Here is a 12,084-nt window from a genome sequence, read left to right on the forward strand (position 1 = left end):
ATAGTGCTCTTTTGCAAAACGCAACGATCATTGGGAAATCGGTAACCGACCGGCTGCTACAATTCGCTTCGAGTTGTATCCAGTAGCCCGGCTTTCCCCATGATGTTCTCACGTGCCGAAAAGACGCCTCTGGCGGAGTGGTGGTGGTCGATCGACCGGGAATTGCTGGGGGCGCTGATCCTGCTGCTGACCTGCGGTATGGTGCTGAGCTTTGCCGCCAGCCCGCCGGTGGCCGAGCGCATCGGCCTGTCGCCGTGGTTCTTCATCATCCGCCACGCCATGTTCTGTGCGGTTGCCCTGCCGGTGATGATCGCGACCTCCTTCCTAAGCCATCGACAGGCGCGGATCGGTGCGCTGGTGACGCTGGTCATCAGTCTTGCCCTGCTGTGGGCGACGCTGCGCTTCGGCACCGAGGTCAAAGGTGCGCGGCGCTGGATTTCGTTTGCCGGGCAGTCGATCCAGCCATCCGAGTTCGTCAAGCCGGCCTTCGCCGTGCTGGGCGCGTGGCTGTTCTCGGAATCCATGATCCATCGCAACGTGCCGGGCCGGATCATCGCCACGCTGATGATGGGCGCTATCGTCGCGGCCCTGCTGCTGCAACCTGATATCGGGCAGACGGCGCTGGTGCTGGGCACCTATGCGGCGCTGCTGTTCCTGTCCGGGATTTCCTGGTTCGTCATCTTCGGGCTGGCGGGCGCCGCCGTGGCGCTGCTGTTTGGGGCCTACATGTTCTTCCCGCACGTGTCGCGCCGCATCGATACCTTCCTCAATCCCGAAGGCGGCGGGAATACCTACCAGATCGACCGCGCGCTGCAGTCGCTGCTCGAGGGCGGCTGGTTTGGCCGCGGGCCGGGCGAGTCCATCGCCAAGAAGCTCATCCCCGACGCGCATGCCGACTACGTGTTCTCGGCCGCTGCTGGCGAATTCGGCATCCTGTTCTGCCTGGTCCTGGTGGCGTTGATCGCCTTTCTCGTCATTCGCGCCATGATGGGAGCACAAAGGCAGTCGAGCTTGTTCGCTCGCCTTGCCGCTTCGACGCTGGCGATCCAGTTCGCCATGCAATCGGGGATCAACCTGGCCGTGAATCTCAACCTCATCCCGCCCAAGGGTATGACGCTGCCCTTCGTGTCCTATGGCGGTACTTCCATGATCGCCATTGCGTTCGGCATGGGTCTGATGCTGGCCTTTACGCGCACCAAGCCTGAAGAACGCATGGCCACCGGCCTGCCCAGCTACAAGAGCGCGGTGGCACCGTTGGCACCGGCCGAATGAAGAAATTCATGCTTATGGCGGGCGGCACGGGAGGACACCTCTTTCCGGCCATGGCGCTGGCGCAGGAACTGGCGCGGCGCGGCCATGTGGTCGAGCTGATGACCGATCATCGTGTCGAGAGCTATGGCGCGGATTTCCCGGCCAGCGCGATCCACATCGTTCCCTCGGCGACGCCCTCGCTGACCAATCCGATCAAGTTCGTGGGTGGCGGCTTGCGCATCCTGCGCGGGATCGCGGTGGCCTTCGGCAAGCTGCGAGGCTCGCGGCCCGATTGCGTCATCGGGTTCGGCGGTTACCCCACGTTCCCACCCTTCGTCGCGGCAAGCCTGCAGGGTATCCCAGGTATCTTGCATGAGCAGAACGCGGTCATGGGGCGGGCCAACCGGGCCCTGGCTCGTTTCGCCGATGTCCTGGCGATGAGCTTTGCCCAGACCAAATTCGCCGATGGGCAGAACCTTGAAAAGGTGGTTACGGGCAATCCGGTGCGCGACCGAGTTCGCGCCGTGTCGGCCACGCCCTATCCGGCGCTGGACGATGTCAGTCCTATCGGCATCGTAGTCTTCGGTGGCAGCCAGGGCGCCAAGGCGCTGTCGGACATCGTGCCTTCTGCCATCGCCGGCATCGAAGAGCCGCTGCGCCATCGCTTGCGCGTCGTGCAACAGTGCCGCGCCGAAGACCTGGACCGGGTGGCGGAAATCTATCGCCAGGCCAAGGTGAATGTCGAACTGGCGGCGTTCTTCACCGACCTGCCCGAGCGCATCGCGAAGAGCCATCTGGTGATCGGTCGATCAGGCGCCTCGACGATTGCCGAACTGACCGTGCTGGGGCGGCCGGCAATCCTGGTGCCGCTGCCCGGCGCGATCGATGCTGATCAGAAAAACAACGCGCTGGTTGTGGACCGGGCGGGTGGGGGCTGGATTGCCGAGCAATCGACCTTGACGGCGCAAACGCTTGCCAGCCGCCTGACGACGCTGTTATCGGACCCCATAACCCTCACCAAAGCCGCAGATGCGGCCCGTTCGCTCGGGCAGCCGCGGGCCGTCGAGAAGCTGGCGGACCTCGCCGAAATGCTCTCGGGCAAGAATGTCGAAGTGGATCATCGTTCATGAAAATGCCGCGCAATATCGGGCCTGTCCATTTTATCGGGATTGGCGGCATCGGCATGAGCGGCATTGCCGAAATCCTGCACAACCAGGGCTATACCGTGCAGGGCTCGGATGCTGCGCTCAATCCCAATGTGCAGCGCCTGCGCGACATGGGAATCAAGGTCGAGATCGGCCAGAGCGGTGACAATCTGGGCAAGGCCGAGGTTGTCGTCGTCTCGTCGGCCATCAAAAAGGACAATCCGGAGCTGATCGCCGCACGTGCAAAGGCCTTGCCCATCGTGCGGCGCGCCGAAATGCTGGCCGAGATCATGCGGTTCAAGACGGCCATCGCCATCGGTGGCACCCATGGCAAGACAACCACGACCACGCTGGTGGCGACCCTGCTCGACGCCGGCAACCTGGACCCGACCGTCATCAACGGTGGCATCATCAACGCCTACGGCACCAATGCTCGCCTGGGCGGCGGCGAGTGGATGGTGGTGGAGGCCGATGAGAGCGATGGCACTTTCGTGAAGTTGCCGGCCGACGTTGCGATCGTCACCAATATCGACCCCGAACATCTCGATCACTATGGCGACTTCGAGGGGGTCAAGAAGGCCTTCCACCAGTTCGTCGAGAATGTGCCGTTCTACGGCTTTGCAGTGATGTGCCTGGACCACCCCGAAGTGCAAGCGCTGGTCGGTGAGATCAAGGATCGCCGCGTCATCACCTATGGCCGCAACCCGCAGGCCGACGTGCGCCTGGTGGACCTGGAGACCGTGGACGGCGTTTCCAAGTTCTCCGTCGAGATACGCGACCGCATACGGCAGACGCAGCTGCGCATCGATGGACTCGAACTGCCGATGCCCGGCGTCCACAACGCGCTCAACGCCACTGCGGCCATCGCTGTGGCCGACCAACTGCATGTGCCAGCCGAAGCCATCCGCAAGGGGCTGAGGGGCTTTACCGGGGTGAAGCGCCGTTTCACCAAGACCGGTGTGGTCGGCGGCATCACCGTCATCGACGACTATGGGCACCATCCGGTCGAAATCGCAGCCGTCCTCAAGGCAGCGCGCTCGTCGACCAAGCGAGACGTGATCGCCGTCGTGCAACCGCATCGCTATACGCGCCTCAACGACCTGTTCGACGATTTTTCAGCCTGCTTCAACGACGCCGATACGGTCATTGTCGCGCCTGTTTACGCGGCGGGCGAGCAGCCTATTCCCGGCGTAACGCATGAAGAACTGGTGGCGCGGATACGCGCCCGCGGCCACCGCGACGCCCGTGTCATCGACCGGCCCGAGGCCTTGGCGCCACTCATCGCCAGTCGCGCCGAGAAAGGTGACTACGTCGTGTGCCTGGGGGCCGGCAACATCACTCAGTGGGCCGCCGCTTTGCCGGCCGAACTTGGTGCCCTGATCGGGAAAGAACCGGAATGAGCAAACATGTCGCCGTCCTCATGGGCGGGTGGTCCAACGAGCGGCCGGTTTCTCTTGTCAGCGGGGCGCAGTGCGCCGCCGCGCTGCGGCGGGCCGGCTATCAGGTGAGCGAGATCGACGTTGACCGCAACATCGCCAATGTGCTGCTCGACCTGAAACCCGATGTGGCCTTCAATGCGCTGCATGGGCCGTTCGGCGAAAGCGGCATGATCCAGGGCCTGCTCGAGCTGTTGCAGATCCCCTATACCCATTCCGGTGTGCTCGCGTCGGCGCTGGCCATGGACAAGCACCAGGCCAAGATCATGCTGAAGGCCGCTGGCATTCCGGTGACCGATCACGTCGTCGTGTCCCGGCCCGACGCAGCGCGCGAGCATGTAATGGCCCCGCCCTATGTCATCAAGCCGATCGCCGAAGGCTCGAGCTTTGGCGTATTCATCGTCAAGGCGGGAACCAGCCATCCGCCGCAGGAAATTCTGCGCGAAGACTGGAACTGCGGCGAAGAAGTCATGGTGGAGCGCTTCATTCCCGGCCGCGAACTGACCTGCGCCGTGATGGGCGATGTAGCGCTTGGCGTGACCGAGATCGTCACCGACCTCAGCTTCTACAATTACGAAGCCAAATATGCCGCAAATGGTTCTCGCCACATCATTCCTGCCGACCTGAAACCTAAAATTTACGACAAAGTGCAAAAGCTAAGCCTTGCCGCTCATGCGGCGCTCGGCTGTCGCGGCGTGACGCGGACGGACTTCCGTTACAACGAGGCGGCAGGCGAGGATGGCGAGCTGGTCTGCCTGGAAATCAACACCCAGCCAGGCATGACACCAACCTCGCTCGCGCCCGAGCAGGCGGCCCATGCGGGCCATAGCTACGAAGAACTGGTCGCCTGGATGGTGGAGGACGCGAGTTGCAACAGGTAAAGAGCGAGGCTTTTCTCGCCGGCGCAAGGATCGTCGATCCCCGCGCATTGCCTGTTCCTGTCCGTTCTCCGCGGCGCAAACTCGCCAACAATCTCAGCCGCGCCTGGGTGCTGCATCGAACCGGCATCATGCGCGGCGTTGCCCTTGCGGCACTGCTGGCGGGCACTGCCGTCGTCTACGAGCTGCGGGAGCCGATCGGTATCGGTGCCGGTGCTTTGGTCGAAGTGGCGCAGGGGCGCTTTGCAGCAGCCGGCCTGGCCATCGGCGAGATCTCCATATCGGGCCAGACGCTGACCAGCGAACAGGCCATCTTCGACGCTCTGGGCATCGAGCCGCATACGTCGACTCTTAGTTTTGATGTCGAGGCGGCTCGCCAGCGCATTGCCGAACTGCCGGCGGTGGAAAGCGTCAGCGTGCGCAAGACCTATCCTGGCGACGTGGTTGTTACCATCACCGAAAAGGTGCCGGTGGCACGCTGGCGCGTCGACGGGATCACCTTCGTGGTGGACGCGTCGGGCGAGCAGATCGGCGAGGATCGTGGCGCCTATGCTGACCTGCCGCTGGTCGTCGGCGACGGGGCCAATGACGACGCGATGGTGATGATCCGCGCGCTCGACCAGTTTCCCCAACTGAAGGAAGGGCTGGTCGCGCTGTCACGCATTGCCGATCGTCGCTGGGATCTCATTTATGATACGGGTCTGCGCGTGCAACTGCCCGAACTGGGCGTCGCGCGGGCGCTGCGCAACCTGGATGGCTATCAGGCCGACTACCAGTTGCTCGACCGCGACGTGACGGTGATCGACTTGCGGGTCGATACCCTGGTCGCTGTTCGTCCGACCAAGACCGAAGAAGAATTGGCAGCGGACGAAGCGGAGCGCAAGGCTGCCATTGCCGAGCGCGCCCGGTCCGCCCAGCCCTATCCCATGCCCCCGCGCAACCTGCCTTCCACCACGTTCCCCCAACCGACGACCGCCCCGCAATGATGACCGATGCCATGACGTCCCGGCTCCGCCCTGTCCAACCCGGCAAGACCACCTTGGTCGCCGTGCTCGACATCGGCTCGACCAAGATCTGCTGTGTCATCGCCCGGCTGACGCCACGTACCGAGGGCAGGGCGCTCAAGGGTCGCACGCACCAGGCCGAGGTGATCGGCTTCGGCTACGGCCCTTCTTCGGGGGTCAAGAGCGGCGTCGTCACCGATATAGAAAAGGCAGAGCAGGCTATTCGCTCGGTCGTCGGCATGGCCGAGCGCTCAGCCGGGCTGACGCTTGAATCGGTCATTGTCAACGTGACCGCGGGCCGGCTTGGTTCGGAGACATTTTCGGCCGCCGTCTCGCTTGATGGGCAGGAAGTGGAAAAATCCGACATTCACCGGGTTCTCCGTGCGGTCAACGAGCGCTCGGTGCGCCCGGAACGGTCGATCATCCATGCGTTACCCATCGGTTACGCGATCGATGGCCAGAAGGGCATTCGCGATCCGAAGGGCATGGTCGGTGACAAGCTCGGCGTGGATGTTGCCGTGGTCAGCTCGGAAACGCTGGCCATGCGCAATCTTGAACTGGTGCTGCATCGCTGCCACCTGCAGATCGAAGCGCTGATTGCGACGCCCTATGCATCCGGCCTGGCCACCCTGGTCGATGATGAAGCCCAGCTGGGCGTGGCCTGCATCGACTTCGGCGGCGCGACGACGACTGTTTCGGTGTTCAACGACGGACACCTGGTCTACGCCGATGCCATTGCCATTGGCGGCCATCACCTGACGCTCGATATTGCGCGACAGTTGTCGGTCAGCGTCGCCGATGCCGAGCGTCTCAAGACGTTCTTCGGTTCGGTTCTGCCGGGACAGGCGGATGAACGCGACCTGATCCCCATCCAGCCGGTTGGTGCGTCGCATGACGAAGCGCCGGGGCAGGTCGCGCGCTCTGTCCTCACCCGCATCATGCGCCCGCGCATCGAGGAAATTCTCACCGCTATCCGGGATCGCATGCAGGCCACCGGCATGATGGATATTTGCGGGCGCCGGTTCGTGCTGACCGGGGGCGCAAGTGAAATGACCGGCCTGCCCGAAGTCGCCCGCCGCACGCTGGCGCGCAATGTGCGCAATGGTCGCCCGATGGGCATTGCCGGTCTGCCGGAAATGGCCAAGGGCGCCGCCTTTGCTTCGGTCGCGGGCATGCTGATTTACCCGCAGGTCTGTGCGCAGGAATATCAGGAACCCCGGGGCTCAAGGAAACTCACCGGCACCGACGGATATTTCTCCCGCGTCGGAAGCTGGCTGCGGCACAGCTTCTAGGATCGTTTTCCAAGGCAGCCCGTTAAGGTCCACATTGGATTGCCCGGGAGATGCCGATGCTTCGCTCGCTTCTGATTGGCCTGGTGGCCGGACAACGCGGCCTGACGCCGCTGGCGGCCATCGCGATTGCCACGCAACGTCGTGAGGTTCGCCCGGAATTGCCGTTGCAGAAGCTGCTGCTCAATCCGGTGATCGCCGAGGGCGCCATTGCCCTGGCAGGCGCCGAAATGGCGGGCGACAAGATGAAATCGGCGCCTGACCGCATCCGCCCGCTTGGGCTGATCGTGCGCAGTATCACCTCGGCATATGCAGGGGCCGCGTTGGCGCCCCGAAACGAGCGGACGGCGGCGGCAGCCATCGCGGTTGGCGCGGCACTGCTGTCGTCCTATGTGGGGTGGCGATTGCGCGTCGCGGCCATGCAACGATATGGCCAGACTGCGACCGGTCTCATTGAAGATGCCATCGTCGGGGCCGCCGGGTTGGCCATCGCCAACCCGAAACTGGTGGCAGGTAAACGCACGCGGCGGCGCTAACCCCGACCTCGATCAGGTCCCTGCATAAGCCTTCTGCAGGTCCGCCACAATAATCTTGCGCATGCCCAGCATGGCCTGCATGGCGCGGTTGGCGCCTGATCGGTCCGGCCCGCCCATGGTTTCGTACAGTTGCTTGGGGATGACCTGCCAGCTAAGCCCGAATTTGTCCTTGCACCAGCCACACATGCTCTCCTCCCCGCCGTTATCGACGAAGGTGTTCCAGAAATAGTCGACTTCCTCCTGGCCGTCGCATTCGATCATGAAGCTGACGGCCTCGCTGAAGGGGAATTGGCTCTTGTCGTGACCGCTGCCATTGAGCAGGAACAGGCGGTGGCCAGCCAGCTCGATCGTGGCGGTGAATGCGGCGCCATTGGGATCCTGGCGCTGTAGCTCGATCACTTTGCCGTCCTTGAACGTGCCAGTGTAAAATTCGATAGCCTCGTCGATGCGGTTGTTGAACCACAGGCAGGGGGTGATTTTGGTCATTTCATATCTCCTCGATGCGGTGTCTGGTGCCACGTAAAGAACCAATGTGTTATATTGCTAAATGGTTATATAATGCATGTCAACGGGGTCTCTTCGGCTTTCGGACGACGTCGCGTGGTTAACGGCTGGTCAACGGGTAACCGCCCGGTGTCGCAAATTGCGGTCACGTTAACACCGGTGAGACAATTGTTAGGGGCCGGTTAACGTTTGGGAGGGTAAATCTTTACCAACACCGCCACTATGAGGCCCTCCATGACTATCAACCTCACCATCCCGGACATTCAGGAACTCAAGCCTCGCATCACCGTATTCGGTTGCGGTGGTGCCGGCGGAAACGCCGTCAACAACATGATCGAGTCCGGTCTTGATGGCGTGGACTTCGTCGTCGCCAATACCGATGCGCAGGCACTGGCCCTGAGCAAGGCGCAGCGCATCATCCAGCTCGGCGTTGGCGTTACCGAAGGCCTTGGCGCCGGATCGCACCCTGAGGTCGGCCGTGCGGCCGCCGAAGAAAGCTGGGACGAGATCAACGACCACCTCAGCGGTTCGCATATGGTGTTCATCACCGCGGGAATGGGTGGCGGCACCGGCACCGGTGCGGCGCCGGTGGTGGCCCGCGCGGCCCGTGAGCAGGGTATTCTGACCGTTGGCGTTGTTACCAAGCCATTCAATTTCGAAGGCAATCGCCGGGCGCGCCTGGCCGAGGATGGCATCGACGAGCTGCATCGCCATGTCGATACGCTGATCGTCATTCCCAACCAGAACCTGTTCCGCGTCGCCAACGAAAAGACCACCTTTGCCGACGCCTTCGCGATGGCCGACCAGGTGCTGTTCTCCGGCGTTGCCTGCATCACTGACCTGATGGTCAAGGAAGGCCTGATCAACCTCGATTTCGCTGACGTGCGCGCCGTGATGCGTGGCATGGGCAAGGCGATGATGGGTACCGGCGAAGCTTCGGGTGAAGATCGTGCCCGCCATGCCGCCGAAGCAGCCATTGCCAACCCGCTGCTCGATGATGTCTCCATGCACGGTGCCCGCGGCCTGCTGATCTCAATCACCGGTGGTCCGGACCTGACCCTCTATGAAGTCGACGAAGCGGCCAGCCGCGTCCGCGAGGAAGTTGACGTGGATTGCAACATTATCCTGGGCGCCACCTTCGATCCGAGCCTGACCGGCACGATCCGCGTGGCTGTCGTCGCCACCGGCACCGACGCCACCATGGTGCAGGCGCTGGAGCCAGCCAAGCCGCATGCCTCGCGCACGCCACTGGAAGTCCGTCGCCATGTTCCGGTCGAGCCAACGCGCGTGCAGATGGAGCGCGCTGCGGTCGCCGCCGCCCCGGTCGCTCCCCAGCAGCAGGCCATCGAGCATCAGGTCGAGGCAGCTGTGGCGGAAGCCTTCAGCATGGCCGCTTCGGCCCCGGCGCGCCACGACATGGAAGATGATGGCGTCTTCGTCGAGCCATACATTCCCGCTGCCGAGTCGATCCACGAGGCCGACGAGCCAGTGATCGCCGACGAGCCGGTGCCTAGCGTCTATGTGCCGTCCCATGCCGCTCGTCCGGAAGGACAGCGCCGCATGCCCCGCACGGAGGAGTTGCCGATTGTTGCGAGGCGGCCACAGGAGCCGCAGGAACGTCATGACGCAGAGCCGCGCAACGCGCGCGCCCTGTTCAAGAAGCTGGCCTCCAATGTGGGGCTCAACCTGGGTCAGCCCCAGAGCCCGGCCAAGGACGAGCCGACCTATTCGGCGGCCGATGACGCTGCCGCACGCAGCGCGATTGAGGCCGGTGGCGCAAGGACTTCGCGCGTCGCGCCGCCGGTGGAGGGTGCACGCGGCAACCTTGATCCGCACGGCCGCCAGCCCGCTCCGGCGCCGCAAAAGGATAGCCTCGAAATCCCGGCTTTCCTGCGGAAGCACGGTTAATAAGCTGCGGGTAAATTCACGAGAAGATTGCTCGGCGCGGCTTTCGCGCCGAGTTTTTTTTGGCTAACAGAGTCGTGGACGTCCGGGGCCCTGGGGTCGGAGTTATTTCGAGTATGCAAAAACTGTCCACGCGCCAGCGTACCATCGCTGCTGCGATCAGCTTCGCCGGCTACGGCGTTCACAGCGCCCAGCCTGTCACGCTGACCCTGTCCCCTGGCCCGGTCGACTCAGGCATCACCATCTGCCGCCTCAAGGGCGACGGCACCACGACCACTCCTGTTTCCGTGCATTTTTCGCGCGTTACCCGCACGACGCTCTGCACGACGCTCGACCTGGGCGACAGCATCAGCGTGGCCACTGTCGAGCACGTAATGTCCGCCCTCTCTGGCATGGGTGTCGATAACGCCGTCATCACGCTGGATGGCGGCGAGTGCCCCATTCTCGATGGCAGCGCACGCCCATTCGCCGAGGCGATTCTTGAGGTCGGCCTCGAAATACAGCCCGCCCAGCGCAAGTTCCTCAAGGTGATGCGGGCCGTCACCGTGCGCAACAACGATGCCTTCGCGGCGCTGGAACCCTATAACGGCCGCGCGCTCGATCTCGAGATCGATTTTGACAGCAAGGTCATCGGCCGCCAGCGCATGATCTTCGACTGGACGCCGCGCCGCTACTATGAAGACGTGTCGCAGGCCCGGACCTTCGGCTTTGTGCGCGATGCCAAGATCCTGCGCCAGGCGGGTTACGCGCTGGGCTCGAGCCTGGACAATTCCATAACCGTGCACGAAGACCGCATCCTCAACCCCGGCGGGTTGCGCTACGAGGACGAGTTCGTGCGCCATAAGCTGCTTGACGCGATTGGCGACCTGTCACTGGGCGGCCTTCCGATCTGGGGGCGCTTCCGGTCCTATAAGGGTGGGCATGCCCTCAATGCGCATGTCCTGAGCGGGCTCTTCTCCAGCGAAGCCAATTATGAAATAGTTGGCGCAGAAGATTTGCCGCTCGAATTCGAGGCTTTCGACGATCAGCCTGAAGGTCTGGCAGTCAATCACTATCTGCGGTCCGTGCGCTGAGGCCTAAGGGCGACGCGCGGCGCCACAGTTTTGATCAAATTTCTTTCTACGCCGCAGCCAAGCGGTATTCGTTATAAGGACGGGGCAGTTCGTGACAGTTGACTCTATTGGTGGTCTCACCAGCCGGGCCGCCCGGTTCCTCACGGTTGCTCTTGTCGCTGCGGTGCTTGCTGGCTGCAGCATGTTCGGCCCGCCAAAGCTCAAGGAAGAGCCCATCATTCCGGCCGCCACGCTGTATCAGAAGGCGCTGGACGACATGGATCGCCAGTATTACGCAACTGCCGTGAAGTCGTTGGAGCAGCTCGACCGCCAGCATCCGCGCGATCCGCTGCTGGAAAAATCCAAGCTCATGCAGGTCTACGCGAACTATCGTGGCGGCAAGCTCAATGAAGCCATCCTGGCTGCCGATCGCTACATGGCGCTTTATGCCAACAAGCCCGACGCGGCCTATGTGCTGTATCTGAAAGCGAATGCGTATTTCGCCCAGATCAAGGACATCACGCGCGACCAGCAGCTCTCGGCCGATGCGATCGAGACCTATAACCTGGTCATCGCGAACTATCCCAAGTCGGAATATGCCGAGGATGCCAAGGAAAAGCTGCTGGTGGCGTATGACCAGCTGGCCGGCAAGGAAATGTCGGTCGGGCGCTACTACCTTGGCAATGGCCAGTATACCGCCGCCATCAACCGCTTCCGGGTTGTAGTCGAAACCTGGCAGACTTCTACCCATGTCGAGGAAGCCCTGTTCCGGCTCACCGAGGCCTACCTGCTGCTGGGCCTGACCAACGAGGCCTCGACTGCCGCCGCGGTGCTGGGCCACAATTATCCGTCGAGCACCTGGTATAAGGAAGCTTTCGATCTTCTGGGCAAGCAGGGCCTGTCGCCTGTTGTCAACGGCGGCAGCTGGATGGCCGGCCTGCGGAACTAACCGCTCGGAAGTAATTTGTTGCTAGTTTGTTCCGGGGCGCTAATATGCGCCCCGGTTCGTTTTTGGAAGGCTGCAATTTTCGAGGCTCAGGCCGGCGCCGGTGGCTGTTGTTCCCGCGGATAAGCTGAATTCATG

At 62.8% G+C, this 12,084-nt stretch carries 11 protein-coding genes; 10 read left to right on the plus strand and 1 reads right to left on the minus strand.

The genetic code is table 11. The features are described from left to right. The first annotated feature begins 102 nt into the window (after positions 1-102). From JI749_RS08905 to JI749_RS08935, 7 genes are read left to right on the plus strand one after another with little or no spacing between them, the layout of a single operon-like run. A complete protein-coding gene (locus tag JI749_RS08905; protein ID WP_201662715.1) occupies positions 103-1,272 on the plus strand; it encodes an FtsW/RodA/SpoVE family cell cycle protein in 1,170 nt (389 codons plus the stop codon). 8 nt (positions 1,273-1,280) lie between these two features. Continuing rightward, positions 1,281-2,381 carry an undecaprenyldiphospho-muramoylpentapeptide beta-N-acetylglucosaminyltransferase gene (murG, locus tag JI749_RS08910; protein WP_233280713.1) on the plus strand — a complete coding sequence of 367 codons (1,101 nt, stop codon included), beginning with the start codon at positions 1,281-1,283 and terminating at the stop codon, positions 2,379-2,381. After that, the gene (gene murC, locus JI749_RS08915) at positions 2,378-3,796 is read left to right on the plus strand and encodes a UDP-N-acetylmuramate--L-alanine ligase (RefSeq protein ID WP_201652297.1); all 1,419 of its coding nucleotides are present in this window, start codon (positions 2,378-2,380) and stop codon (positions 3,794-3,796) included. Before murG ends, murC begins: the two co-directional genes overlap by 4 nt. Further along, on the plus strand, positions 3,793-4,713 hold the full coding sequence (locus JI749_RS08920) for a D-alanine--D-alanine ligase (protein ID WP_201652300.1): 921 nt from the start codon (positions 3,793-3,795) through the stop codon (positions 4,711-4,713). Before murC ends, JI749_RS08920 begins: the two co-directional genes overlap by 4 nt. Further along, positions 4,701-5,696, plus strand: coding sequence for a cell division protein FtsQ/DivIB (locus JI749_RS08925; protein ID WP_201652303.1), 996 nt, complete (start codon positions 4,701-4,703; stop codon positions 5,694-5,696). Before JI749_RS08920 ends, JI749_RS08925 begins: the two co-directional genes overlap by 13 nt. Before the next feature lie 11 nt (positions 5,697-5,707). Continuing rightward, the gene (gene ftsA / locus JI749_RS08930) at positions 5,708-7,006 is read left to right on the plus strand and encodes a cell division protein FtsA (RefSeq protein WP_233280714.1); all 1,299 of its coding nucleotides are present in this window, start codon (positions 5,708-5,710) and stop codon (positions 7,004-7,006) included. Positions 7,007-7,062: 56 nt separating this feature from the next. Continuing rightward, positions 7,063-7,539, plus strand: a complete 477-nt coding sequence (locus JI749_RS08935) for a DUF4126 domain-containing protein (protein WP_201652309.1) — start codon at positions 7,063-7,065, stop codon at positions 7,537-7,539. A 12-nt stretch (positions 7,540-7,551) separates the two neighbouring features. Here the strand turns inward: JI749_RS08935 and JI749_RS08940 are convergent, their stop codons facing one another. Further along, complete coding sequence (locus tag JI749_RS08940; RefSeq protein ID WP_201652312.1) at positions 7,552-8,025, minus strand: VOC family protein; 474 nt, start codon at positions 8,023-8,025, stop codon at positions 7,552-7,554. Between the two features lie 252 nt (positions 8,026-8,277). Between JI749_RS08940 and ftsZ the strand changes: the two genes are divergently transcribed. From ftsZ to JI749_RS08955, 3 genes are all read left to right on the plus strand, one after another. After that, positions 8,278-9,951, plus strand: coding sequence for a cell division protein FtsZ (gene ftsZ, locus JI749_RS08945; RefSeq protein ID WP_201652315.1), 1,674 nt, complete (start codon positions 8,278-8,280; stop codon positions 9,949-9,951). Positions 9,952-10,064: 113 nt separating this feature from the next. Further along, complete coding sequence (gene lpxC, locus JI749_RS08950) at positions 10,065-11,021, plus strand: UDP-3-O-acyl-N-acetylglucosamine deacetylase (protein ID WP_201652318.1); 957 nt, start codon at positions 10,065-10,067, stop codon at positions 11,019-11,021. A 91-nt stretch (positions 11,022-11,112) separates the two neighbouring features. Continuing rightward, complete coding sequence (locus JI749_RS08955; RefSeq protein ID WP_201652321.1) at positions 11,113-11,949, plus strand: outer membrane protein assembly factor BamD; 837 nt, start codon at positions 11,113-11,115, stop codon at positions 11,947-11,949. Positions 11,950-12,084: the final 135 nt, after the last annotated feature.

Source organism: Devosia oryziradicis (assembly GCF_016698645.1).
Taxonomy (GTDB): domain Bacteria; phylum Pseudomonadota; class Alphaproteobacteria; order Rhizobiales; family Devosiaceae; genus Devosia; species Devosia oryziradicis.

Coding starts and splice junctions, on each gene's coding strand:
- JI749_RS08905 (WP_201662715.1), top strand. CDS start 103: ATGTTCTCACGTGCCGAAAAGACGCCTCTGGCGGAGTGGTGGTGGTCG.
- murG (WP_233280713.1), top strand. CDS start 1,281: ATGCTTATGGCGGGCGGCACGGGAGGACACCTCTTTCCGGCCATGGCG.
- murC (WP_201652297.1), top strand. CDS start 2,378: ATGAAAATGCCGCGCAATATCGGGCCTGTCCATTTTATCGGGATTGGC.
- JI749_RS08920 (WP_201652300.1), top strand. CDS start 3,793: ATGAGCAAACATGTCGCCGTCCTCATGGGCGGGTGGTCCAACGAGCGG.
- ftsA (WP_233280714.1), top strand. CDS start 5,708: ATGACGTCCCGGCTCCGCCCTGTCCAACCCGGCAAGACCACCTTGGTC.
- JI749_RS08935 (WP_201652309.1), top strand. CDS start 7,063: ATGCTTCGCTCGCTTCTGATTGGCCTGGTGGCCGGACAACGCGGCCTG.
- JI749_RS08940 (WP_201652312.1), bottom strand. CDS start 8,025: ATGACCAAAATCACCCCCTGCCTGTGGTTCAACAACCGCATCGACGAG.
- ftsZ (WP_201652315.1), top strand. CDS start 8,278: ATGACTATCAACCTCACCATCCCGGACATTCAGGAACTCAAGCCTCGC.
- lpxC (WP_201652318.1), top strand. CDS start 10,065: ATGCAAAAACTGTCCACGCGCCAGCGTACCATCGCTGCTGCGATCAGC.